26 protein-coding genes and 1 riboswitch are annotated in these 23,013 nt (G+C 39.8%); of the genes, 13 read left to right on the top strand and 13 right to left on the bottom strand.

All coding sequences use genetic code 11. From position 1 onward, the window contains the following. Positions 1–12 precede the first annotated feature (12 nt). The 4 genes from cysC to ACXAEO_RS21920 all read right to left on the bottom strand — a co-directional run bounded on the left by cysC (position 13) and on the right by ACXAEO_RS21920 (position 2,793). Positions 13–612 (bottom strand): adenylyl-sulfate kinase, encoded by a 600-nt coding sequence (gene cysC, locus ACXAEO_RS21935; RefSeq protein ID WP_474885075.1) that lies wholly within the window; start codon positions 610–612, stop codon positions 13–15. A gap of 15 nt (positions 613–627) precedes the next feature. Next, on the bottom strand, positions 628–1,776 hold the full coding sequence (sat, locus tag ACXAEO_RS21930; RefSeq protein WP_474885073.1) for a sulfate adenylyltransferase: 1,149 nt from the start codon (positions 1,774–1,776) through the stop codon (positions 628–630). Positions 1,777–1,832: 56 nt separating this feature from the next. Further along, positions 1,833–2,546, bottom strand: coding sequence for a phosphoadenylyl-sulfate reductase (locus ACXAEO_RS21925; protein WP_474885071.1), 714 nt, complete (start codon positions 2,544–2,546; stop codon positions 1,833–1,835). A 103-nt stretch (positions 2,547–2,649) separates the two neighbouring features. Further along, positions 2,650–2,793, bottom strand: a complete 144-nt coding sequence (locus tag ACXAEO_RS21920; protein ID WP_474885069.1) for a YezD family protein — start codon at positions 2,791–2,793, stop codon at positions 2,650–2,652. A gap of 95 nt (positions 2,794–2,888) precedes the next feature. Next, a riboswitch (SAM riboswitch) is annotated at positions 2,889–2,998 on the bottom strand. Positions 2,999–3,477: 479 nt separating this feature from the next. On the opposite strand from ACXAEO_RS21920, the gene cdaS reads away from it, so the two are divergent. The 3 genes from cdaS to ACXAEO_RS21905 all read left to right on the top strand — a co-directional run bounded on the left by cdaS (position 3,478) and on the right by ACXAEO_RS21905 (position 6,646). Continuing rightward, entirely contained in the window at positions 3,478–4,107 is a 630-nt protein-coding gene (gene cdaS, locus ACXAEO_RS21915; protein ID WP_474885067.1) for a sporulation-specific diadenylate cyclase CdaS, read from the top strand. A 231-nt stretch (positions 4,108–4,338) separates the two neighbouring features. Beyond that, positions 4,339–5,775, top strand: a complete 1,437-nt coding sequence (locus ACXAEO_RS21910; RefSeq protein WP_474885066.1) for an alanine/glycine:cation symporter family protein — start codon at positions 4,339–4,341, stop codon at positions 5,773–5,775. 109 nt (positions 5,776–5,884) lie between these two features. Beyond that, the gene (locus ACXAEO_RS21905; RefSeq protein ID WP_474885064.1) at positions 5,885–6,646 is read left to right on the top strand and encodes a potassium channel family protein; all 762 of its coding nucleotides are present in this window, start codon (positions 5,885–5,887) and stop codon (positions 6,644–6,646) included. Positions 6,647–6,757: 111 nt separating this feature from the next. Here ACXAEO_RS21905 and ACXAEO_RS21900 read toward each other — a convergent pair whose 3' ends face one another. The 3 genes from ACXAEO_RS21900 to ACXAEO_RS21890 form a co-directional block, all read right to left on the bottom strand. Next, positions 6,758–7,177, bottom strand: a complete 420-nt coding sequence (locus tag ACXAEO_RS21900; protein ID WP_474885063.1) for a YugN-like family protein — start codon at positions 7,175–7,177, stop codon at positions 6,758–6,760. A 183-nt stretch (positions 7,178–7,360) separates the two neighbouring features. Further along, positions 7,361–8,713 carry a glucose-6-phosphate isomerase gene (locus tag ACXAEO_RS21895; protein WP_474885061.1) on the bottom strand — a complete coding sequence of 451 codons (1,353 nt, stop codon included), beginning with the start codon at positions 8,711–8,713 and terminating at the stop codon, positions 7,361–7,363. A gap of 235 nt (positions 8,714–8,948) precedes the next feature. After that, positions 8,949–9,203: a hypothetical protein gene (locus ACXAEO_RS21890; protein ID WP_474885060.1), complete on the bottom strand. Its 255-nt coding sequence runs from the start codon at positions 9,201–9,203 to the stop codon at positions 8,949–8,951. Between the two features lie 239 nt (positions 9,204–9,442). Between ACXAEO_RS21890 and ACXAEO_RS21885 the strand changes: the two genes are divergently transcribed. The 7 genes from ACXAEO_RS21885 to mnhG are packed head-to-tail and all read left to right on the top strand — an operon-like array spanning position 9,443 to position 15,204. Beyond that, positions 9,443–11,851: a Na+/H+ antiporter subunit A gene (locus tag ACXAEO_RS21885; protein ID WP_474885058.1), complete on the top strand. Its 2,409-nt coding sequence runs from the start codon at positions 9,443–9,445 to the stop codon at positions 11,849–11,851. Further along, positions 11,848–12,270 carry a Na(+)/H(+) antiporter subunit B gene (locus ACXAEO_RS21880; RefSeq protein WP_474885056.1) on the top strand — a complete coding sequence of 141 codons (423 nt, stop codon included), beginning with the start codon at positions 11,848–11,850 and terminating at the stop codon, positions 12,268–12,270. Before ACXAEO_RS21885 ends, ACXAEO_RS21880 begins: the two co-directional genes overlap by 4 nt. Then, a complete protein-coding gene (locus ACXAEO_RS21875) occupies positions 12,270–12,611 on the top strand; it encodes a Na(+)/H(+) antiporter subunit C (RefSeq protein WP_474885054.1) in 342 nt (113 codons plus the stop codon). The genes ACXAEO_RS21880 and ACXAEO_RS21875 overlap by 1 nt, the downstream gene beginning before the upstream one ends. Further along, a complete protein-coding gene (locus ACXAEO_RS21870; protein ID WP_474885052.1) occupies positions 12,604–14,085 on the top strand; it encodes a Na+/H+ antiporter subunit D in 1,482 nt (493 codons plus the stop codon). Before ACXAEO_RS21875 ends, ACXAEO_RS21870 begins: the two co-directional genes overlap by 8 nt. Before the next feature lie 6 nt (positions 14,086–14,091). Continuing rightward, positions 14,092–14,571 (top strand): Na+/H+ antiporter subunit E, encoded by a 480-nt coding sequence (locus ACXAEO_RS21865; RefSeq protein WP_474885050.1) that lies wholly within the window; start codon positions 14,092–14,094, stop codon positions 14,569–14,571. After that, a complete protein-coding gene (locus ACXAEO_RS21860; protein ID WP_474885048.1) occupies positions 14,568–14,852 on the top strand; it encodes a Na(+)/H(+) antiporter subunit F1 in 285 nt (94 codons plus the stop codon). Before ACXAEO_RS21865 ends, ACXAEO_RS21860 begins: the two co-directional genes overlap by 4 nt. After that, positions 14,836–15,204, top strand: coding sequence for a monovalent cation/H(+) antiporter subunit G (gene mnhG / locus ACXAEO_RS21855; RefSeq protein ID WP_474885046.1), 369 nt, complete (start codon positions 14,836–14,838; stop codon positions 15,202–15,204). The genes ACXAEO_RS21860 and mnhG overlap by 17 nt, the downstream gene beginning before the upstream one ends. Before the next feature lie 119 nt (positions 15,205–15,323). Here mnhG and ACXAEO_RS21850 read toward each other — a convergent pair whose 3' ends face one another. Continuing rightward, positions 15,324–16,487, bottom strand: coding sequence for an iron-containing alcohol dehydrogenase (locus ACXAEO_RS21850; protein WP_474885044.1), 1,164 nt, complete (start codon positions 16,485–16,487; stop codon positions 15,324–15,326). A gap of 158 nt (positions 16,488–16,645) precedes the next feature. On the opposite strand from ACXAEO_RS21850, the gene ACXAEO_RS21845 reads away from it, so the two are divergent. Continuing rightward, a complete protein-coding gene (locus tag ACXAEO_RS21845; RefSeq protein WP_474885042.1) occupies positions 16,646–16,876 on the top strand; it encodes a DUF378 domain-containing protein in 231 nt (76 codons plus the stop codon). A gap of 192 nt (positions 16,877–17,068) precedes the next feature. Here ACXAEO_RS21845 and yugI read toward each other — a convergent pair whose 3' ends face one another. The 3 genes from yugI to ACXAEO_RS21830 all read right to left on the bottom strand — a co-directional run bounded on the left by yugI (position 17,069) and on the right by ACXAEO_RS21830 (position 19,568). Next, positions 17,069–17,476, bottom strand: coding sequence for a S1 domain-containing post-transcriptional regulator GSP13 (gene yugI / locus ACXAEO_RS21840; protein ID WP_474885040.1), 408 nt, complete (start codon positions 17,474–17,476; stop codon positions 17,069–17,071). 201 nt (positions 17,477–17,677) lie between these two features. Beyond that, positions 17,678–19,018: a hypothetical protein gene (locus ACXAEO_RS21835; protein ID WP_474885038.1), complete on the bottom strand. Its 1,341-nt coding sequence runs from the start codon at positions 19,016–19,018 to the stop codon at positions 17,678–17,680. Continuing rightward, positions 19,011–19,568 carry an RNA polymerase sigma factor gene (locus ACXAEO_RS21830; protein WP_474885036.1) on the bottom strand — a complete coding sequence of 186 codons (558 nt, stop codon included), beginning with the start codon at positions 19,566–19,568 and terminating at the stop codon, positions 19,011–19,013. The genes ACXAEO_RS21835 and ACXAEO_RS21830 overlap by 8 nt, the downstream gene beginning before the upstream one ends. A 235-nt stretch (positions 19,569–19,803) precedes the next feature. Here ACXAEO_RS21830 and ACXAEO_RS21825 point away from each other — a divergent pair, with 235 nt between their 5' ends. After that, entirely contained in the window at positions 19,804–20,175 is a 372-nt protein-coding gene (locus ACXAEO_RS21825) for a helix-turn-helix domain-containing protein (protein ID WP_474885035.1), read from the top strand. Between the two features lie 136 nt (positions 20,176–20,311). Here ACXAEO_RS21825 and ACXAEO_RS21820 read toward each other — a convergent pair whose 3' ends face one another. Continuing rightward, entirely contained in the window at positions 20,312–21,478 is a 1,167-nt protein-coding gene (locus ACXAEO_RS21820) for an aminotransferase (RefSeq protein ID WP_474885033.1), read from the bottom strand. Beyond that, positions 21,478–21,978, bottom strand: coding sequence for an Lrp/AsnC family transcriptional regulator (locus ACXAEO_RS21815; protein ID WP_474885031.1), 501 nt, complete (start codon positions 21,976–21,978; stop codon positions 21,478–21,480). The genes ACXAEO_RS21820 and ACXAEO_RS21815 overlap by 1 nt, the downstream gene beginning before the upstream one ends. Positions 21,979–22,153: 175 nt before the next feature. On the opposite strand from ACXAEO_RS21815, the gene ACXAEO_RS21810 reads away from it, so the two are divergent. Continuing rightward, positions 22,154–22,981: an alpha/beta fold hydrolase gene (locus ACXAEO_RS21810; RefSeq protein ID WP_474885137.1), complete on the top strand. Its 828-nt coding sequence runs from the start codon at positions 22,154–22,156 to the stop codon at positions 22,979–22,981. Positions 22,982–23,013: the final 32 nt, after the last annotated feature.

Genomic DNA, 23,013 nt, shown 5'->3' with positions numbered 1-23,013 from the left:
ATTACAACTCCTTTATATGAGGTTGTTTTCTTTTAAATATTCTAACACTTTCGCGACACATACTTCGATAGAATCTTTGCTTGTTTCTACTACAAGTTCAGGATTAACCGGTTCTTCATAAGGAGAATCAATGCCTGTAAACTGCTTAATTTCCCCGCTCCTTGCTTTTTTGTACAACCCTTTCGGATCTCTCCGTTCACATTCATCTAGCGGACATTTGACATACACTTCAATAAATTCCTTTTCCTCGACAATGTCACGGACTTGATTTCGATCTTCTTGAAAAGGAGAAATGAAAGCAGTCAGTACAACTTGGCCGCTATCGACAAACAATTTGGCTACCTCACCAATGCGGCGAATGTTTTCCTTGCGGTCTTCCTCGGAAAACCCAAGATTTTTATTGAGGCCGAAACGAATGTTATCGCCATCCAGTACGTAGTTTCGAATTTGGCGATCAAACAATGCTTTAGCAACTGCATTGGCAACAGTAGATTTGCCGGATCCAGATAAGCCGGTAAACCAAAGAATAAAGCTTTGATGACCATTTTGTTCTCTTCGTTCCTTTTTTGTAATGGCTGCATCATGCCACGTAATATTTGTTGCTTCTCCCATTTTATCCCTCTCCTTTTAAGAATGGATTGTTTTCTGCTGTAACCCTTTAATTAAAACTTCCACTACTTCTTTGCGGCTGAATGTACTTGGTGGAAGTTCACCCTTTCTCAATAACTCTCTTACTTTCGTACCAGAAAGAATCACATGGTCTTCCTTCGGATGCGGACACGTTTTCGTCGAAGCCATCCCTTCACATTTCACACAATAAAAGCTATGTTCAAAAAACAACAGCGTAATCCCTAACTCTTCACTCGTAAAGTTGTCAAAGATTTTTTGTGCATCGTATGTGCCGTAATAATTTCCAACACCGGCATGATCACGCCCAACAATAAAATGCGTGCAACCGAAGTTTTTACGAATCATCGCATGAAAAATGGCTTCTCGTGGCCCTGCATAGCGCATTGCTGCTGGGAATACCGCTAAGAATACACGATCTTGTGGGTAATAATGCTGCAATAGCACTTCATAGCTCTCCATCCGAATATCTGCGGGGATATCATCCGATTTCGTTTCTCCAACGAGCGGATTTAAAAATAATCCGTCAACAATTTCAAGCGCAGACTTCTGGATGTATTCATGAGCACGGTGAACCGGATTGCGGGTTTGGAAGCCAACAATAGTCTTCCATCCAAGCTCGGCAAACTGCTGACGCGTTTGAGCAGGATCTAAATGATAGGAAGCAAACCTTCCTTTATCTGTTCGTTTCACTAGTTTAATAGGACCAGCTAAATATACGTTTGGTCTTTCAAATAATTTTTGAACACCAGGATGAGCATCGTCTGTTGTCTGGTATACAAGCTGCGCTTCTCTTTCTTTATCCGGAGTAAAAATGCCTTCCAATTTTAAAACTCCGTACACGACACCATCTTTAACAAGCTTAATGTCATCTCCAATTTGCAAGGTTGCTGCTTTTTCTTCACTTACAGGAAGCGTAATCGGAATGCTCCATACAACTCCGTTTGCAAGGCGCATATTCTGTACAACTGATTGATAGTCTTCCTCCCCTAAGAAACCTGTAAGCGGACTGTACGCTCCAACTCCAATTAACTCCAAGTCACTTAAGGCAATAGCATCAAGCTCTACTTCCTGCTGAATAGATTCATAATTAAATGCAGAATCAAACAAATTAATAAGTTTCCCTCCATGAGGTGTACTGTAACTCATCATTATTCCTCCCTAACTCTTTTTAAACTCAATCTTCTCACAAGAGATCCTTTTGATTATGATCCGTGGAGCCCACACTCTGTTTTCTGATTTCCTGTCCATCTTCCTGAACGCAAATCATCCATATCATAAGCCGGCTTCGTACAAGGCTCACATCCGATGCTCGGATAGCCCTGATCGTGCAGACGATTATAAGGCAGTTCTTGTTTGTACACGTATCGCCATATTTCTTTCCATGTCCAATGAATAAGCGGACAAACTTTGATTTTTTCAAAACGAGTATCTCGGTTGATAAACTCCGTCTGACTTCTTGTCGCAGATTGTTCTCTTCTCAATCCAGAAATCCATGCTTCCGCTCCGCTTAATGCCTGCTCAAGCGGAATAATTTTCCGAATACGACAGCACTGGTTCGGATCTGTCTTCCACAACTCACCCCCGCGGAGCATTTCTTGCTGTTGTAAAGTCAGTTCCGGCTTTTTCATGACAATGTTTAATTTCGGAAATTTCTCTTTTACCGCTTCAATAACCTCGTACGTTTCCTTAAAATGCAAATCCGTATCGAGAAATACAATGGTGGCGTCTTCCTTTACTTTTGAAATTAAGTCGATTAACACAATCCCTTCAATTCCGAAACTACAGGCATAAACAATGGAATCTCCATAATGTTCGTACGCCCACCGCAAAACCGATAGCGCTCCTTTCGTGTCATCATCTGCAGAAAATTCAGGTAGCTGATTGTGCCACGTTTGGAAAGTTAGTGTTTCACTCAAATGATTCACTCCTATCTTTAACACTTTGTATTCCGATAAAAAAAGACGGTTTTAGCCCAATAAAGAACCAAAACCGCCTCTAGTTTCTCTAGTCAGCGCTTTACTAGCGTATTCTTACTTTCTCATTTTTTTCAAGTTGAACCACTTTGCCATCCTGAACAATTAATGTGACAGAGCCATACTTCATCGTTTCAAGCATCTGAACAACATTTTTCCAAACTTCGTTCAAATTTTCTTGCTGTACCATTCCAGTCCTCCTTCATTTCGTCTAATGGTTACTAGTTCATAAACCCAATAAAAAAGGCCTTCCATTTTCGAAAGACTGTTGAGGTAATCTATTTTACCTTATCTTCCAAAATGGTTTACATTTTGCTAGAATTAGCACCTTGCATTAATTCACGCAGGTTGCCGGGCTTCAAAGGGCTAGTTCCCTCCACCACTCTTGATAAGTTTGTTTTTTCAAATTTTAACATATTGCGGTAGATTGTCAACTGATATTTCAAAATATTCTATTCAAATTCATCCGCAAAGTTGACACAAATTCCATCGATTCTTATTATGACATATGATGTTCTAACCGAAAAAATGTCTTAAAAGTGATAAAAGCATAATAATTGCTACAATCGAACAAACCACCACTAACATTTTCTCCTGTTTCGTTGATCGATGCATCTTGCTCCCTCCATCCACTTATTAATTCACTCAAACATTACCTATATCATTTTTCTTCATCTACTTTCATGATAATCAGTGCTGTTGTTGCTTCCGCTTATGTATAAAGCTTATCGTTTCGTAAACATTACAAATAAAGGAAGCTTCCATCAGCAGGTAGTTTCCTCCATCCTCCGATTACATAAACAGAAAGACCACTGTTTCAACATTACTCTTCTCCGTTTATGTGCTTCGGTAAAAAGATTGGAGATAAAATGAGATGGATTTACATCACTTTTCTTTAAATTCTTCTATTAAAAATGAGATAAAACACAATTTAACAACGATTTTATCGGAAACCGACAAACTGATTCGTCATCTAGACCAAAACGAATATTGTATTTTATGCGATTTTGAATCGTTACACAAACAGTTCAGTAACATTCAATCAGTCGCTGCTTCTTACTACTTACAACAATACTTATCTCCTTTTACCGAAAATTATGCAGCCCTTTCGTTAGCAGCTCATCATTTATCCGAACGAAAACACGGGGGCTTGATGGTCATTGAACGCAAACAACCTGTTCACCATTTAATCCAAAAAGGAGTCGCACTTGGGGCGTCTTTGACAAGCCCTCTCCTTGAATCCATCTTTTATCCAGGAAATCCACTGCATGACGGTGCAGTATTAGTAAAAGGAGATATCATCGTATCCGCTGCCAACGTATTGCCGCTAGCCTCTTCAACAGCTGTCCAAAATAAAATGGGAACTCGACACCGGGCGGCCATTGGCATGTCTGAACAATCAGATGCGCTCGTATTAGTTGTTTCTGAGGAAAGCGGCCGCATCTCTTTCGCTTTAGAAGGTACACTATATCCCATTCATTCTACGAATAATATCCTTTTCTGAATAAGCCTTTACGGTATATACAGAATAAAACCGAACAACCCTTATTTTCCCATTAAAAATATACGTTATTACGTATTGCTATATTTTTTTGATATAAGTATAATACAGAAGGATGCATGTGAGAAAACCTAACATTCATCCTTCTGTATTTTTCTAAATATTCATCCAGTTCAAAAGAAGCAATACTTTTTATATTTACTTTTATGACTAACTTAAGAGGTGAATACACACATGTCATTGTTACAATCATTTGTAGGCATTATTAACGACTTATTATGGTCAAAAATTTTAATTGGTCTTCTTATCATTTTAGGTTTGTACTTCACATTCCGCACAAAGTTTGTTCAATTCCGTTTATTCGGAGAAATGGTTCGTTTGCTCGGAGAAGGAGCAACAGCTGATTCATCCCATAAAAAGAAAGGGATTACTTCATTCCAAGCTTTCTGTATTAGCACCGCATCTCGTGTAGGGACTGGAAACTTGGCAGGGGTAGCGACAGCAGTCGCCGTCGGTGGACCCGGGGCTGTCTTTTGGATGTGGCTCATCGCCCTATTAGGCTCTGCCACTGCATTTGTTGAAAGTACATTAGCTCAAATTTACAAAGTAAAAGATAAACAAGGGTTCCGCGGAGGACCTGCTTATTACATGGAAAAAGCACTTAACGCGAGATGGTTAGGAATTATCTTCGCGATTTTAATTACGTTCTGCTTTGGACTAGTATTCAACTCTGTACAATCCAATACCATTGCCGCTGCTATGAAAACTGCATTCAACATAGATCTTCAAGTGATGGGCATTATTCTTGCTGCGGCAACAGGAATTATTATTTTCCGTGGTATTAAAAGCATTGCCACAGTATCTCAAATCATTGTTCCCGTTATGGCTACACTTTACTTAGCTATTGCCCTTTTCGTTGTATTAACAAACTTAACGGAAGTTCCAGCAGTATTCACTTTAATCTTCAAAAGTGCTTTTGGCCTTGAACAAGCAGCAGGCGGTGGAATTGGCGCTGCCATGATGATGGGGATTAAACGTGGTTTGTTTTCAAACGAAGCAGGAATGGGAAGTGCGCCGAACGCTGCAGCGACAGCTACAGTCAGCCACCCTGCTAAACAAGGACTCATTCAATCTCTTGGTGTTTTTGTTGATACTTTACTCATTTGTAGTGCGACAGCATTTATCGTTATTCTTTCCGGCGATTACGGTTCCGGTCCACAAGGGATTGAGTTAACGCAAAACGCTTTAGCTGGGCATATTGGTTCTTGGGCCAATTCCTTTATTGCCATTGCTGTATTCCTATTTGCATTCAGCTCTATTATCGGGAATTATTATTATGGCGAGACAAATATTGAGTTCATCCATACAAACAAAGCCTTTTTATTCATTTATCGAGCAGCCGTTGTCGCTATGGTTTATTTCGGCTCTGTTGCAAGCTTTGGAATCGTTTGGGACATGGCTGACCTTACGATGGGACTCATGGCGATTGTCAACTTGATTGCTATCGTTCTACTAGGTAGATTTGCATTTGATACATTAAATGACTACGTGACTCAAAAGAAAGCGGGCAAAAATCCTGTCTTTTACGCAGATAGCATTGACGGTTTAAAAAATGTAGAAAGCTGGGACTACGCTCCAGCAAAAGGAAAATCTAATATTAAAAACGGATGAGGGGACTCCCCTTCATCTGTTTTTTTATTTCACTCGTAAACAGACCCTTTACTTATACCTTTAAGAAAACTTGGCAATAATAGTACAAGCTTTTCTGGAGGTATTTTTTATGATTGGTGAACACTTTTTGTTTGGTTTTTTCAGACGTTCCGTGCTATTTCGCTTAGCTCTCTTAATGGGATGTTTTATTGTTATTTTTGGCTTTTTTATTCATTTATTGGAACCCGAACAATTTTCTACTTTTTTCGAAGGTATTTGGTGGGCGATTGTTACGGTCACTACAGTGGGATACGGAGATTACGCACCTGAAACTTTAGGCGGAAGAGTTTTAGCCATTTTTTTAATTTTACTCGGAACTGGTTTTTTTACGACTTATTTTGTCACCCTGGCTACGATGGCCATTTCAAAAGAAAATGCGTATTTAGACGGCAGTTCGCCCTACTCGAAAAAAAAACATATCATTATCGTTGGCTGGAATGAAAGAGTGCGAACCATCCTTTCACACTACGCTAACGCACACATGACCGAAGACATTATCTTAATCGATGACAGTTTAACGGAAAAGCCGTTAATTTCTCCTCGCCTTTATTTTATTAAAGGAAATCCTACACACGTTTCTACTCTACAAAGAGCTAACATTTCAGCAGCGTCAAAAATTTTAATTACGGCGGACCAATTTAAAAACGAGGAGTATGCAGATATGCAAACCATTTTGACATTGGTGGCCATTAGAGGATTGAACACTTCCCTCTATACGATTGTTGAAATTCTCACATCTGAACAAAAAATTAATGCGAAAAATGCAGGTGCTGATGAAATTATTTGTACCAATGAATTAACAGGGGACAGAATGTATGAACAATTGTTTTAATGTAGCTCGCCCTTTGGAGCTGTATACTTTTCTATCCAAGTATATCCCCTGCTACCTTGAAGACATGCTGATAGAACGATTTCATACATTTCAGCGGAAAGATGAGACAAACTACTGGTTCGTCTCATCTTTCAAGAGTACTTCCTCCAATTCTTTGACAAGCGCTTTTCCAAGCGCAATATACTTTTCAGGAAAATCGGCATCCGAGTCTTGCGGTTCAGAAAACTGATCAAACGATGCAGTTAAATTCCCTACATGTACATCATCATCTAAACCAATTTGATATTTATGAGAAAGTAAAAATGGCTGACCAATTCTAACGGTGACCCCTGGAGAATCAAGCTGTCCATCGACCGCTTGAAAAGGCAGACGCAAAAACTGGTACCCGACCTCATCATCTATTTTATAATCAAATGAGCCATGATCGTAATCCCAGTTTCCTCCTATCACATACCCTAAAGGCTTCAACTGTTGCTCTAGATTAAATAATTTAAATGACTCCCCTTGCAGCTTAGACTTAATTTCAATCACTTGACACACCCCTTTGCGATTATGTTTTCCTCTTTGCTTCGTTTTATCCTTGTTTAGCGACCAAAAGCTCTCTTCCCGCTAAGTACCCGCAAAATAAAAAAAACGGCCTCCATTTTCTAATGGAGGAACCGTCTTTTTTTCGTTATATTTAAAGAAACATCACGAGTTAGAACTGCTGAACAATTATTTTGTTAAACGTTTTTCCAGCTCAGCTTTTTTCTCTTCAAAACCTGGTTTGCCAAGCAATGCAAACATATTGACTTTATAAGCTTCAACACCTGGCTGATCAAATGGATTAACCCCAAGTAAATAACCGCTCATCGCACAAGCTTTTTCAAAGAAATAAGCCACATATCCGAATGTATACTCATCCATCTTCGGAAGAGTCACCACCAAGTTAGGAACCGCACCGTCTGTATGAGCAAGCATTGTTCCTTCAAACGCCTTCGTATTAACGAAGTCTACAGTTTTTCCTTCAAGGTAATTTAAGCCATCTAGATCGCTTTCTTCTGCTTCAATCGTTAATTCATGACGAGCTGTTTCTACTTTTAACACCGTTTCGAATAAGTCACGACGTCCTTCTTGGACATATTGACCTAAAGAATGAAGATCTGTTGAGAAGTTTGCAGACGAAGGGAAAATTCCTTTTTGGTCTTTTCCTTCACTTTCACCAAATAACTGTTTCCACCATTCAGCAAAATATTGAAGGCCTGGCTCATAGTTAATTAACATTTCAATCGTTTTACCTTTATTGTAAAGAACGTTTCGAACAGCCGCATATTGATAAGCAGCATTCTCTTCTAACTCAGACTTGCTGAAATCTTCACGCGCTTGAGCTGCTCCTTCCATCATTTGACCGATGTTCGCCCCGCTCACAGCAATTGGAAGTAAACCTACTGCTGTTAAAACAGAATAACGGCCGCCAACATCATCTGGAATAACAAATGACTCGTATCCTTCTTCTGTTGCCAATGTTTTAAGTGCACCACGTTCTTTATCCGTTGTCGCATAAATGCGCTTTCCAGCTTCCTCTTTGCCGTACTTCTCTTCAAGAAGCTTGCGGAAAATACGGAAAGCAATAGCTGGTTCCGTTGTTGTACCAGATTTGGAGATAACATTGATAGAGAAATCTTTCCCTTCCAATAAATCCATCAAATCTTTCATATATGTAGAGCTGATGTTATTTCCAACAAACAGGATTTGAGGTGTTTTACGCTTTTCTTTTGGAAGAGCATTATAAAAAGAATGCTGTAGCATTTCAATCGCTGCACGAGCACCTAAATAAGAACCACCAATTCCAATAACAAGCAATACATCGGAATCAGACTTAATTTTTTCCGCTGCTTTTTCAATGCGAGAAAATTCTTCCTTATCATAATCGACAGGAAGGTCCACCCAGCCTAGAAAATCGTTACCAGCGCCTGTTTTTTCGTGAATAGAATGATGAGCCACTTTTACTGCATCCCGTAAATATGTAAGTTCATGCTCACCAAAAAAAGAGAGCGCTTTTGAATAATCAAAGCGAACATGTGTCATAATCTTTTTCCTCCATCTCAAGTTTATATTGCTTCTTTCACTTTAACGAAACAGGAAAAAGAATGCAAGATAGACTACTTTGTGTAAGCGAATACATATTGAAGTTTAAAAAACTTGTCCAATTATGTAAGATAGAACATGTATAAATGAAGCGCCAATCAACCTTTTCTGTAAAATAGTTGATGACACTTCATTAGGAAGAGACAAAACGACATTTGGTTAAAGCAAGCCTGTTCTATGATTCTTCCGTTTCTTCTGCCAATTCTGAAGCGGAAGTCATGACAATTCCAATTCTGACGTATTCCCTCGGCTGAAAAACAGACTCTGTTCTCGTTACAATGCTGGCCATCTGCTCATAATTGACAGGACGGATAAACATGTCATCATATAAGGATCTCTTTGACGTATTGTTGAGCATATATGCACTAATGAACAGGACGAAAAAAATACTAACGCTTACTATAATGTGCTTTATGTGTTTCATAAACATATCATCACCATCCTATTAATAGGATGAAGATTTTTTCGTCGATTTATACAAGAAAAATGAAACCTTTTTCACTTTCATCCGTAAGAAGTATCGGGCTTTTTAGGTTCAAAGAATGTTAATCATGGCTCATATCCGTTAGAATAATGACTGATACTATTAAGTGGCAAGAAGAAATGGACAGTTTCCTTTGTTTCACGGAGGAATACAGTTTCACCTTTAGAAGTAAGGAGGAAGATATTTTGTCTTTATTGCACCTGGTTACATTTTCACCTTTTCTTTTGGCAATCTTGGTACCTTTCTTGTACAAATATGCTCGAAAGGTCCATACAGGCTGGTTTGTACTGCCGCTACCTGTATTGCTTTTTATGTATTTTACTCAGTTTATCCGCACCACATCGCATGGAGATACATATGAACAATCTCTCGCTTGGATTCCAAGTCTCGGAATTGATATGCGATTATATGTGGATGGACTTAGTGTACTCTTTAGTTTGTTGATTACCGGAATTGGCTCCTTAGTTGTGCTTTATTCCATTTACTATCTATCCAAAACAAAAGAGGCATTGAATTCCTTTTATGTATATTTGCTTCTATTTATGGGAGCGATGCTAGGTGTCGTGCTATCAGATAACGTCATCGTTCTGTATACATTTTGGGAACTTACAAGTTTGTCGTCCTTTCTTTTAATTGGCTATTGGTATCAGCGTGAAAAATCCCGTTACGGAGCACAAAAATCGATGCTCATCACGGTATTCGGGGGATTAGCTATGCTTGGTGGTTTCGTTCTTCTTTACATTATGAGCGGAACATTCAGTATCCGGGAGATGGTAGCAAACGCAGCAACTATCGCTGCACACGACCTGTTCATCCCTGGGTTAATTCTCATTCTTCTCGGAGCATTTACAAAGTCTGCGCAATTTCCGTTTCACATTTGGCTCCCTGATGCAATGGAAGCACCAACACCTGTTAGTGCCTACTTGCACTCTGCCACAATGGTTAAAGCCGGGATTTACTTACTGGCACGCCTCAGTCCACTTTTTGCAGATACATCTGTTTGGTTTATCGCCGTATCTGCTGTCGGGATTACAACGTTATTCTGGGGATCTTTCTCAGCAGTCAAACAAACTGACTTAAAAGGCATTCTAGCCTTTTCAACCATTAGTCAGCTTGGATTGATTATGTCTTTAATCGGAGTAGGAAGTGCAGCACTTCATTATGACTTCCTAGACGATAACATTTATGTCGTAGCCATTACGGCTGCTGTGTTCCACCTAATTAACCATGCAACATTTAAAGGAAGTTTGTTCATGGTGGTCGGGATTATCGACCATGAAACAGGAACACGTGACATTCGGAAGCTCGGCGGTCTGATGAATTTCATGCCGATTACTTTCACCATTGCCATTATCGGCTGTTTTGCAATGGCCGGCTTACCACCATTTAACGGATTCTTAAGTAAAGAAATGTTCTTTACAGGTATGGTTCATGTGACTAAGATGGACATCTACAACTTGGAAACATGGGGGATTTTATTCCCAATCCTTGCTTGGATTGCAAGTGTGTTCACATTTGTATACAGCATGATCATCGTCTTTAAAACATTCACAGGCAAATACCAGCCGGAGAAGCTAGAAAAGAAGCCTCATGAAGCACCGATTGGCATGCTTATTCCGCCTGTTATCCTTGCTTCTTTAGTCATTATTTTTGGACTATTTCCAAATCTGCTCGCCCACAGCATTATTGAACCGGCGATGGCTGCTATTTTACCGTCATTGTTGGATAGTGGTGAAAAGTTTTATGTCCATATCTCATTCTGGCATGGTTGGACAACGGAGCTGTTTATGACAATCGGCGTTATTGCACTTGGTACATTGCTGTTTATAACAGTCGCTAAATGGTCCAAGCTTTACCGTGTATTTCCACAAAAGTTGGCACTCAACCATGTTTATGACCAAGGATTGTCAACAGTCGATAAAGGCTCACGTTCGTTTATGCATTTTTGGATGAAAGGTTCTCTGCGCGAGTATCTCATCTACATTTTTGCCTTTTTAATTGTGGCCGTATTGGGTACACTGTTCGTCACAGGCTCATTCAGCATGAAAGTCGATAACCTTGCTCCTGTTGGCGTATATGAAGTGATTTTAATTATCGCCATGATTGCGGCGGCGTTCATGACCGTCTTATCAAAATCACGTTTAACGGCGATTATTTCCTTAGGGATGGTCGGCTACTCTGTCGCTTTATTTTTCGTGTTGTTCCGAGCGCCAGACTTGGCACTAACACAGCTTGTGATTGAAACCATCTCAACGGCACTGTTTCTTCTTTGCTTTTACCATCTGCCAGAGATTCAGCGTGTGCCGAAAAAATTTAAATTCGTAATGAACAATTTCCTTATTTCACTTGGTGTTGGGGTAACCGTCACACTCGTCGCCCTTTCTGCCCACAGTACGAAACTATTTGATTCCATTACACAGTACTTCGTGGATAACAGTTACACAGAAGCGGGCGGGAAAAATATCGTAAACGTGATTTTAGTTGATTTCCGTGGCTTTGATACTTTATTTGAAATTACAGTGCTAGGCATTGCGGCATTTGGAATTTATGCCATGATTAAACTTCGTTTAACGAGAAAGGGGAGTGAAGAATGAAGGCCAATGATTTAATTTTACAAACCGTTACAAAAGTCGTTGCCTTTATTATCATCATCTTCTCCATCTATCTATTTTGGACAGGGCATTACACACCGGGTGGAGGCTTTGTCGGAGGATTGATGGTATCATCTGCGCTTGTCTTATTGCTGCTAGCGTTTGATGTTAAAACCGTTAAAAATGTCGTGCCATTCGACTACAAAATGATTGTTGCAACAGGCCTTCTGATTGCCGTACTGACAGGACTAGGGGCGTTTGTATTTGACGTTCCATTTTTAACGCATACGTTCGGTCACCCACATCTCCCTGGATTAGGAGAAGTGTCGCTGGCAACAGCAAGTTTGTTTGATCTTGGCGTCTACTTAGTGGTAGTGGGCGTGACGATGACCATTATTCAAACGATTGGAGAGAGTGAATAATGGAAATATTAATGTCTATTGCTATCGGAATTTTATTTATGGCAGCAACCTATCTTATGCTGTCGCGAAGCTTGCTTCGCATTATTATCGGAACAGGACTTTTAAGTCACGGAGCGCATTTATTGCTACTGACAATGGGCGGCTTAAAGCGCGGAGCAGTTCCGCTTCTAGGTGAAAAGGCTTCTTCGTATACAGATGCCTTGCCGCAAGCTCTTATTTTAACGGCCATCGTTATCAGTTTCGGGGTAACGTCGTTTTTACTCGTATTGGCTTACCGTGCCTATCAAGAGCTTGGGACAGACGATATGGATAAGTTAAGGGGTAATGAAAACCATGAATAATCTCGTCATTTTACCACTTATTATTCCTTTGATTACCGGCATCATTTTAATGTTTCTAAAAGACCATGTACGTCTTCAAAGAATTGTAAGTGTTCTATCATTTGTTGTTGGCATCAGTTTATCATTCATGCTAGTTCAAAATGTTTATGAAAACGGAATTCAAATCCATGAACTCGGCGATTGGCCGGCGCCTTTTGGCATCGTACTTGTAGCCGATTTAATGGCTTCTATGCTTGTTTTAACGGCGAATATTGTCAGCTTCTGCTGCGTCTTGTTCGCTTTTCGTTCCATCGGGAGCGGGCGTGAAAAATTCTCTTTTTACGCTTTTGTTCAATTCCTTGTGACAGGGGTCAGCGGTGCCTTCTTAACAGGAGACATCTTCAACCTATTTGTTTTCTTTGAAGTTATGCTCATGTCTTCCTATGTACTGATTGTACTAGGAGGAACGAAAATTCAATTGAGGGAATCCATCAAGTATATTCTTGTGAATGTTATTTCCTCTGCTTTATTCGTTATTGCTGTCGGCTATTTATATTCAGTCACTGGTACATTAAACATGGCCGATTTATCTGTCAAAATTAACGAGGCCGGGCAGCCAGGCATTTTAACGGTCATCGCTGTACTTTTCCTTGTCGTATTCGGGCTAAAAGGCGCAATCTTCCCGCTTTATTTTTGGTTGCCAGGTTCCTATCAAGCACCACCGGCTGCCGTAACGGCTTTGTTTGGTGCTCTTTTAACAAAAGTCGGGGTATACTCCATTTTCCGTATCTTTACGTTGTTGTTTTATCATGACCAAGCATTTACGCATACATTAATCGGTTATATGGCGCTTTTCACCATCATTATTGGATGCGTAGGAGCGTTAGCTTATTCCGACATCAAACAAATTTTAATTTACAATATTGTGATTGCTGTCGGAGTCATTCTGTACGGAGTGAAAATTGCGACCATAGAAGGACTAACCGGTTCTCTTTATTATTTATTGCATGATATGGTAATTAAAGGGGCTCTATTTTTACTTGCAGGCACCATTGTTGCCATTACAGGAACATCCAACATGGATAAAATGGGCGGATTGATTAAGCGCCACCCTTTACTCGGATGGATGTTTTTCACGGCTACTATCGCCCTTGCCGGCATTCCGCCGCTTAGCGGATTTATCGGCAAACTGCTCTTAATTCGAAGCGGATTTGCTACAGAAAACTATACTTTTGTAGCCGTATTACTGATTTCAAGCCTCGTTGTTCTTTATTCTGTTATGAAAATCTTTATGAATTGTTTTTGGAGAGAACCAAAACTATCGGCTGAGCAAGAAAAAGGCAGCACAAAAGGGTTACTATATCCTTCTGCCCTGCTTTTAGTCGTGTCAATTTTTATGGGTGTAGGAGCTGAATGGATTTACCCATATGTAGAGGATGCGGCAAAGACATTAGCTGACCCTTCAATCTATATCCATTCGGTGTTAAAGGAGTAGATGCATATGTCTTTTCAAATATTGCTCAATTTTCTTATCGCGTTTATTTGGATGTTCCTCAATAATTCCTGGGCAGGTATCACCTTCGGGGTCGGATATACGCTCGGAATTTTGATTCTTTTTATCATGAGGCGCTTTTTTTCGGGACGATTTTACATTGAGAGAGTTTATGCGGTCGTAAAATTACTATTCATTTTTATGAGGGAACTGTTTAAGTCCAATATTGTCGTCATTAAAGATGTGTTAAAGCCGAAGCTGGACATTCAACCGGGCATCTTCGCCCTTCCGATTGCAGTTAAAAAGGATTGGGAAATTACAGTTTTAGCCAACTTAATTACCCTGACGCCTGGTACGCTTGTTATTGATATTTCTGACGATAATACCCTTCTTTACATTCACGCCATGAACATCAATGATGTGGATGAAACAATTGATGATATTAAAAACACATTTGAAAAAGCAATTATGGAGGTGAGCCGATTATGATTGAGGGATTGTTAAATGCTGCTCTCGTTATTATATCTATCGCCACCATCGGCTTAATTTACCGTGCCGTTAAAGGCCCATCCACTCCGGACCGCGTCATGGCGTTAGACGCCATCGGTATTAACTTAATTGGAATTACGGGGATAGTGTGTGTTATCTTCCATACAGATGCATTTTTTGAGGTCATCCTGCTGTTTGGAATTATCTCCTTTATCGGCACAATCGCTTTTTCTAAGTTCTTAGAGAAAGGGGAGATTATTGAAAATGATCGAAATCGTTAAATATGGAGCGACCATTCTTATCGTGTTAGGAGCGCTTCTCAGCTTAATTACAACGATTGGACTCATTCGCCTTCCAGATACGTATACGCGCAGTCACGCAGCCTCCAAAAGCGCCACACTAGGGATTATGTTTATCTTAATAGGTGCCTTACTCTTCTTTTGGATGGAAAAGGGCTATATTAGCGCTCGTTTAGTACTTGGAATCGTGTTTGTTTTCATAACATCTCCTGTAGCTGGGCATCTCATTAGCCGGGCTGCCTATTATACAAATGTACCTTTATGGGAAAAAACGACACAGGATGATTTAAAACTGAAAAAAGTTACTGGCCAATCTTCTAAAAAAAACCGGTAAAAATGCGTTAAATCATTAATACGTTATTAAAAAGACCGCAACGAAGCACGTTGCGGTCTTTTTCTATCGTGCTAAAAGCGAGCAGGCTAAGCCAGTCTTTTTTAGCAATCCAGCAAGGATTAGAGAGAAGCTTTTAGAATACTTAAAACGTCTTCTTTATTTAAAACTTTAAAGTGACCAAATTCCCCATAAGCCATTGCTTTGTCAGCCATAAGCTCAAGGTTCTCCTCACCGATTTCATAATCTGCCAAGCGAGAAGGCGCTCCAATGCTAGTCCAAAATTCACGAAGCTTTTCAATTCCTTCAAGGGCAATTTCTTCATCCGTTTTCCCATCTGGATTCACTCCAAATACACGTACAGCAAGTTGCTTATAACGAGCTACATTTTCATGCAACGTGTGCTTCATCCAATTAGGGAATATAATGGACAATCCACCACCGTGTGGAATGTCATACACCGCTGATACGGCATGCTCAATATTATGAGTCGCCCAATCACCTTGATACCCCATTTGAAGCATTCCGTTTAAAGCAATTGTTCCGGAATAAAGAATCGTTTCACGAAGGTCATAATTTTCTAGGTCCTCAACAAGCTTCGGTCCTGCTTCCATAACCGTTTGCAAAACAGACTCACAAAGACGATCTTGAAGTGGTGTATTCGGAACATGATGGAAATATTGTTCAAACACATGGCTCATCATGTCAACAATTCCATAAATCGTCTGATCCTTCGGTACTGTAAACGTATTAACTGGATCTAAAATTGAAAATTTAGGGAATGAATATGGGCTTCCCCATCCATACTTTTCTTTTGTTTCCCAATTTGTAATAACCGAGCCTGGGTTCATTTCAGAGCCCGTAGCTGCAAGCGTCAGAACTGTTCCAAATGGAAGGGCACCTTTTGCTTCAGCTTTTTTCGTGACAATGTCCCATACATCTCCGTCATATTTTGCTCCTACAGCTACAGCTTTTGTGCAGTCAATAACACTTCCGCCTCCAACAGCCAATAAGAAGTCAATGTTCTCTTTTTTACAAATTTCAACACCTTTATGTACAGTCGAAAGGCGTGGGTTCGGCTCTACCCCAGACAGTTCAAACACTTCTGCCCCAGCTTTCTCAAGGATTTGCAACACTTGGTCGTAAAGACCGTTCCGCTTAATGCTTCCTCCGCCATAAACAAGCAGCACTTTTTTCCCGTACTGGCTTAGCTCCTGCTCTAATTGTTGTAATTGTCCTTTACCAAAAATCAGCTTTGTCGGATTAAAAAAGGTAAATGAATTCATATTAATAACCTCCCTTTCATGTTCATTATGATAAACACTTTTCTCACTGTAAAGAAAAGTGCCTCTTGAAAAGTTATCTCCATTTCTATGTTGCGCATGCATATTTTTTCTTTAAAAAAACAACCTAATAGGGAACGACATTTTAAGGAGGTTACCTTATGAGCGCGATTCAACGTATTGCACTCGTTCTTACCATCATTGGTGCCATTAACTGGGGACTAATTGGCTTTTTTCAGTTTGATCTAGTGGCTGCCATCTTTGGCGGACAAAGCTCTGCGCTTTCACGCATTATCTACGGATTAGTTGGAATCGCTGGTTTAATCAACTTAGGTTTGTTGTTTAAGCCATCTGAAGAAGTGGAACGTTCTGAAGCACGTGCAACACGCTAAATAGTAAAAATGAGATGCTAACTCCTAGCTACTCAAGCTGGACAACTTAAAAGGAGTGAAGAAAAGAGAAAGGTTTATTCTTCACTCCACAAACCCCGTTATATGTATTTGACAGTCGTCAATATGTTATAACGGGTTTTTTTCATGGGCTAAACTATAATAAAAAAAGCGCCCCGAGGGACGCTTTTTTTATTATTTATTGATTAAATCTGTACGGTTTGATTGATCAATCCACTCTTGAAGCTTATCTTTCAATGTGTTGAAACCTTGTGGAGCTTCAGTTGGTTGTGTTTGTACCGTTGCTTGACGTTTTTTTGGAGCTTTTGGTTTTGCTACTGCTTCTTCTTTTGCAGGCGCTTCTTCAGTTGCACGAATTGATAATCCAATTTTACCAGATGCATCATCAACAGAAAGAACTTTTACGTTCACTTCGTCGCCTACTTTTAAATGCTCGTTAATATCTTTAACAAATCCGTGTTGGATTTCAGAGATGTGAACAAGTCCTTGTGTATTTTCAGCGATTTCTACAAATGCGCCATATGGCTGGATTCCTGTTACTTTACCTTTTAAAACTGTTCCTACTTCGATTTTTTCACTCATGAGAACACTCCTATATTATGTTTAAATTTCGCCCAAGTATATGCAAGTAAAAAGTATACCACAAAATGCAACTTTAATCAAAAATGTATTATTCTTTATTTATCATGTACAAAATTGGACGTAAATATGAAGGAGGATCTATTTTCCATCTACCTGTTTACCACAACGCTTCTCTTACAGATGCCCCTTCTTTCTCGCTCCTTATGGACCTGCCGTTTGTTCTTCAAGCAGTTTAGGAAAGAGTAGCGATGCCTCGCTATTATTTTGGAACTTCGCACTTTGTAACTGTTCATAGCGCTCCTTGACCGCCATTGATGCTTTCGTATCTCCATGTTTTTGCAAAAACTGCTCGTAATCTTCTTTTACCTGCTCTTTTAATAGTCCATCAGAATGGAATAACGACGTATTGTCCGTACCGACAAGGTAATAGCGAAGAGCTTGCTTGTATTGCTCATATAGCAAGGTGGCTCCAAACGATGAAGGATCTTCTAAAATAACCTTCTCAAGTTCGACAATGTACGTCCCTAACTGCTCAAAGGGAATACTTAATGCTCCATCGACAGCTACTTGCTTTTGAGCAAGCATTTCTAATCGCTGAACGAAAGCTGGACTGAGGTAAGATTCAAATGTTTTCTTCATTTTTAAAAAGTCAATGTGAAGCCCAATCATCCCTTCACCTTCATCATAAAATTCATAACCACTCGCCATAACCATTGTTTTAAATTCTTGTACGTTATCAGAAGCTGGCGCTTTCTGATCATTTAACTGCTCAATTAATGTTTCAAGATTGCCGTTAAAAGAAACTTCTTCTTGAACCTTCCACCATCTTTCCTGATAAGCAGGCAGTAGTTCATTTTGTTTTTGAATAAACGCTTCAAGACGAGCTTCCAAGCTTCGCTCCCCTCGGGTATTCAAGAAATGGGCTTCTCGTTCTAATTCTGTATACTCAAGCTCAAGTGTCATCATCTTTTCAATAATAAACTGCCGATGTTCATCCCAAATCCTTAAAAAATCTTGCTCATTGTTCGCTTCTGTCTTTACGGTTGTTTCAAAGTGGTCTAGCTTCTGTTTGGCTTCTTGTACGAAAGAGTACGATTCGACCTCTTGCAAAAAAAGCTTGTTTTCTAAATCGTTGGCTAATCGATCGTAAACTAACGATAAATCACGGACCGCTTCACTATATTTTTCTTCCGCTACCTCGTATGCAGCTTCCTTTTTCATGCTCGGTTCACTAAACGGCAACGCAGCTTCCTCCATGTCCGCCAATGATGCTTCCTCCTCATTGCGTTCGGAAGGCGCTGACAAACTTGACGGCTCTTCCGAACGAAGGTCTTGGAAAAACTGCATGCCCAAAATAGAGCCAAGAATGAAGACACCGATAAAACTGGCTACGTATGGAAAATGAAACCATGTTTTTGGAGTTTTCTTTTTCTCATGCATTTGAATATGTTCCATAATGGTTTCAGGAGAACTGACGGAAGGAACTCGTTCATAGGAGTCTTTTAACTGTTTTAAGCGTTGCTCCAACATTTTATCATCCATATTTGCCACCTTCTTTCGTTTCAAATTCTTCAATGGCTTTTCTTAGCATCGCTTTTCCACGAAGAATGCGTGTTTTCACGGTCGATAAGCCAATAGACATGATTTCTGCAATCTCTTCATACTTTTTATCATGAAAATAGAAAAGAATAATCGGTGTTCGATATTTTTCATCCAACGTCTGAAGGCAAATATGAAGCATTCGATCTTCTTCACTTTGAAGAAGATGTGTTTCCACTCGCGGATGTTCCTCTTGAGGCTGTTGCTGAAATTTAAACACCTTTTTTAAGTTTTGATTTCGCTTTCTTGCCATATCCCGGGTCACGTTTAAAGTAATCTTGTAAAGCCAAGTCGTAAACTTCGCTTGTGTAAACTGATCCAAAAAACGGTACACCCGAATAAACACTTCTTGCGTAATATCTTCTATTTCATCCCGTCTATTACCGAGCTGATAAGCAAATTTTTCAACAGTTGTATAATGCAATTGAATGAGCTGCTGAAAAGCATGATGATTTCCATCCTTCGCTTTTGCGATTAACTCTTCTTCATTCATTCTTTTCCCCTCCCTGCTCCAACGATTAAACGTGTCTTCCTTCTATTTTGTTGCACGAAAGTTAAATAAGCAGAAAAGCGATGTCTCCCCATTATACAGATACATAATACCCATAGCGCTATAATGATTCAAGATTGCCTCTTGAAAGTGTCATCTTTTGTTCAGAAAATTCCAATACCTCTCTATTTAATCATGGTAAAATATACATATAATGATCCTTAAGGAGGCAGCCGCCATGGACAGAACCGGCCGAAATATTAAAATGTATCGTGAACTTAAAAAAATGACCCAAACCGAGCTTGCATTAAAAGCACGATTAGGTATCTCCACTATTGTGAAATTTGAAGAAGGAGAAAAAACACCGGATCGCCAAACGTTACTGAAAATCTCCACTGTATTGGATGTTCCTATTACAGAATTAACTGGAGTTCAAGAAGAGGCAATTCCTCATGATAAAGAAATTGATGGAGAATTGATGGATTTAATTGAAGAGATGGGAGTAGAAAAAACAAAATTTATTTTAAAGAAAATTAAAGAATTAAACGAACCTCAATATTTACACCTCGTCAAAACAGTGTTTGAACAAAAATATGACTCGGCCCAGTAAAAACATTGCTACGCTTGTTTAAAAAGCATACAGAATGGCTATAATACAAACATAAGGCTTTCTATAGTATTCCCCCCCTTTTTTGAATACTGGCAAAACCGCTTCGCAGGTTTTGCCAGTTTTTTTATGATTATAATTAGACATTTCGATGACGCTCTAAAAATCGTTGCATTCTCGCTATCGCTTCTTGAAGCACTTCCATTGAAGATGCATAGGAACAGCGAATATGTCCTTCGCCACCCTTGCCGAATACATTTCCAGGGACAACTGCTACTCGCTCTTCTAACAATAGCTTTTCAGCAAATTCTTCTGACGTCATACCCGTTCCTGCCACAGATGGGAAGACATAAAAAGCTCCTCCTGGCATATGACAATCTAAACCAATTTCATTTAACGACTTCACCATATAATTGCGTCGTCGACGATAACTTCTCTTCATATGCTCGACATCTTCACGGCCGTTTTGTAATGCTTCAATCGCTCCGTACTGTGCCATTGTTGGGGCACACATCATTGCATATTGATGAATTTTCAACATCGCTTGCGAAAGGGTTTGAGGCGCACAAATATAGCCTAAGCGCCAACCTGTCATCGCAAAACCTTTTGAAAACCCAGACACTAAAATAGTCCGTTCTCTCATGTCTTCTAAAGAAGCAATGGAGCAATGAACCCCATCGTATGTGAGCTCTGCATAAATTTCATCTGAAATAACGAGCAAATCATGCTTCTTGACAATCGCAGCGATTTTTTCTAACTCTTCTTTCGATAGTAAGCTTCCCGTTGGGTTATTTGGCGAACAAAGAAGAAGTGCCTTCGTGTTCGGAGTAATAGCTTTCTCCAATTCCTCTGCCTCTAGCTTGAACTCGGTTTTAATGGTCGTTTCAAGCGGCACAGGCTGACCGCCTGTTAACGAAACAAGAGGAGCATATGACACGAAAGTAGGCTCTGGAATAATGACTTCATCACCTGGATCTAAAATGGCACGCATCGCAACATCCAGTGCTTGACTGCCCCCTACGGTCACGATAACTTCTGATGAAGCATCATATGTAAGCTGAAATTGTTCATACAAATAAGAGGCAATTTCTTGCCTAAGCTCCATCAATCCCGCATTAGCCGTATAAGCCGTGTATCCGCGCTCTAATGATGAAATGGATGCTTCACAAATGGACCATGGCGTCACAAAATCCGGTTCTCCAACTCCAAGGGAAATAACCCCTTCCATCCCCGCCGCCAAGTCAAAAAAACGGCGGATTCCTGAAGGCTTTAGTTGTTCCACTTGCTTTGATAAATATGATTTCATTACGGAGACACCACAATTCTTCGATCATCTTCGCCTTGCTCATAAATCGTCCCGTCATGCTTGTATTTCTTTAAAATAAAATGAGTGGTAGTCGACAAGACAGAATCAAGCGTTGATAACTTTTGGGATACGAAGTAAGCAATTTCCGACATAGATCGTCCCTCTACAATGACAGACAAATCATACGCTCCCGACATTAAATAAACAGATCTTACTTCAGTAAAACGGTAAATACGTTCAGCAATTTCATCAAAACCAACGCCGCGTTTTGGCGTTACTTTTACATCAATCATCGCTGTTATATTTTCGTGACCCTCTACTTTTTTCCAGTTTATAGCCGTGCCATATTGAACAATAATTTTTTCTTGCTCTAGTTTAGCAATGATTTCTTCTGTTTCTTCAAGCGTCAAATCGACCATTTTAGCAATCGTATCAACTGTAATACGGCTGTTTTTTTCCAGTATCTCAAGGATTTCTAATTCTTTCTCCTGTAAAAACATGCTAGGGCCTCCTATTTCAAGTCATTTCATTCCTCATTATATCAAATAAAAGCAGGCAATACGGAATTTTCCATCCATGAAAAGCACAATAAAAATTGGCAGCGACGATGATGCTTAATTCCGAATACATCGGGGAAACTATTAAAAATTAACGTAGTTGGAGTGAAGATACATGATGAATTCCCCGTCCTTTTCATCTCATTTTGAACGCATCAACGGCATAACCGTCTATTACGAACTGCATGGATATACATCGAGCAAACCGACGCTTGTGCTTGTACACGGGTTTCTTTCCTCTAGCTTCAGTTTTCGTCGCCTTATTCCGCTGTTAGCCAAGGATTTCTCTATCGTCGTACTTGATTTGCCTCCTTTTGGGCAAAGTGAAAAGTCGCTAACATTTGTATATTCTTATAAAAATTTAGCTCAACTCGTCATCGGGCTCATTCAAAAGCTTGGATTAGCTCACACCACTCTTGTCGGTCATTCCATGGGTGGTCAAATCTCCTTGAATGCAGCGAAACTTCAGCCGGACCTTGTCGATAAAGTCATCTTGCTCTGTAGTTCCGGCTATTTAAGCCGCGCCCATTACAGCTTAATTTTTTCTTCATATCTTCCTTATTTTTATCTTTGGGTCAAAACATGGATTGGCCGCAAAGGGGTAAAAGGAAATTTACAAAACGTCGTCTATGATTTAGAGATGATTGATGATGAAATGATTGAAGGATACACGAAGCCTTTTACCGATGATGGTATTTTCATGGCTTTAACGCGAATGATTCGGGACCGAGAAGGTGATTTATCGTCAAATGAACTGCAGACCATTGAAACACCTAGTTTGTTAATTTGGGGAGAGAACGATCGGGTTGTTCCTTTAAAAATTGGAAAAAGGCTTCAAGCTGACCTTCGGCATTCGACCTTCATCTCATTCGCCCAAACAGGTCATCTCGTTCCTGAGGAGAAGCCAGAATCCATTCAACAGCATATATTGCAATTTTTATGGTAAAAAGGATGCTATGCACTCGATTTGAATGCTTT

The organism is Bacillus sp. ABA4_010 (genome assembly GCF_056159105.1).
This window is presented reverse-complemented; position numbering and strand designations above follow the sequence as displayed.

Coding starts and splice junctions, on each gene's coding strand:
- ACXAEO_RS21880 (WP_474885056.1), top strand. CDS start 11,848: ATGAAGGCCAATGATTTAATTTTACAAACCGTTACAAAAGTCGTTGCC.
- ACXAEO_RS21860 (WP_474885048.1), top strand. CDS start 14,568: ATGATTGAGGGATTGTTAAATGCTGCTCTCGTTATTATATCTATCGCC.
- ACXAEO_RS21825 (WP_474885035.1), top strand. CDS start 19,804: ATGGACAGAACCGGCCGAAATATTAAAATGTATCGTGAACTTAAAAAA.
- ACXAEO_RS21910 (WP_474885066.1), top strand. CDS start 4,339: ATGTCATTGTTACAATCATTTGTAGGCATTATTAACGACTTATTATGG.
- sat (WP_474885073.1), bottom strand. CDS start 1,776: ATGAGTTACAGTACACCTCATGGAGGGAAACTTATTAATTTGTTTGAT.
- cdaS (WP_474885067.1), top strand. CDS start 3,478: ATGGATTTACATCACTTTTCTTTAAATTCTTCTATTAAAAATGAGATA.
- ACXAEO_RS21895 (WP_474885061.1), bottom strand. CDS start 8,713: ATGACACATGTTCGCTTTGATTATTCAAAAGCGCTCTCTTTTTTTGGT.
- ACXAEO_RS21830 (WP_474885036.1), bottom strand. CDS start 19,568: ATGAATGAAGAAGAGTTAATCGCAAAAGCGAAGGATGGAAATCATCAT.
- ACXAEO_RS21835 (WP_474885038.1), bottom strand. CDS start 19,018: ATGGATGATAAAATGTTGGAGCAACGCTTAAAACAGTTAAAAGACTCC.
- mnhG (WP_474885046.1), top strand. CDS start 14,836: ATGATCGAAATCGTTAAATATGGAGCGACCATTCTTATCGTGTTAGGA.
- cysC (WP_474885075.1), bottom strand. CDS start 612: ATGGGAGAAGCAACAAATATTACGTGGCATGATGCAGCCATTACAAAA.
- ACXAEO_RS21815 (WP_474885031.1), bottom strand. CDS start 21,978: ATGTTTTTACAGGAGAAAGAATTAGAAATCCTTGAGATACTGGAAAAA.
- ACXAEO_RS21820 (WP_474885033.1), bottom strand. CDS start 21,478: ATGAAATCATATTTATCAAAGCAAGTGGAACAACTAAAGCCTTCAGGA.
- ACXAEO_RS21875 (WP_474885054.1), top strand. CDS start 12,270: ATGGAAATATTAATGTCTATTGCTATCGGAATTTTATTTATGGCAGCA.
- ACXAEO_RS21845 (WP_474885042.1), top strand. CDS start 16,646: ATGAGCGCGATTCAACGTATTGCACTCGTTCTTACCATCATTGGTGCC.
- ACXAEO_RS21850 (WP_474885044.1), bottom strand. CDS start 16,487: ATGAATTCATTTACCTTTTTTAATCCGACAAAGCTGATTTTTGGTAAA.
- ACXAEO_RS21810 (WP_474885137.1), top strand. CDS start 22,154: ATGAATTCCCCGTCCTTTTCATCTCATTTTGAACGCATCAACGGCATA.
- ACXAEO_RS21890 (WP_474885060.1), bottom strand. CDS start 9,203: ATGTTTATGAAACACATAAAGCACATTATAGTAAGCGTTAGTATTTTT.
- ACXAEO_RS21905 (WP_474885064.1), top strand. CDS start 5,885: ATGATTGGTGAACACTTTTTGTTTGGTTTTTTCAGACGTTCCGTGCTA.
- ACXAEO_RS21865 (WP_474885050.1), top strand. CDS start 14,092: ATGTCTTTTCAAATATTGCTCAATTTTCTTATCGCGTTTATTTGGATG.
- yugI (WP_474885040.1), bottom strand. CDS start 17,476: ATGAGTGAAAAAATCGAAGTAGGAACAGTTTTAAAAGGTAAAGTAACA.
- ACXAEO_RS21870 (WP_474885052.1), top strand. CDS start 12,604: ATGAATAATCTCGTCATTTTACCACTTATTATTCCTTTGATTACCGGC.
- ACXAEO_RS21920 (WP_474885069.1), bottom strand. CDS start 2,793: ATGGTACAGCAAGAAAATTTGAACGAAGTTTGGAAAAATGTTGTTCAG.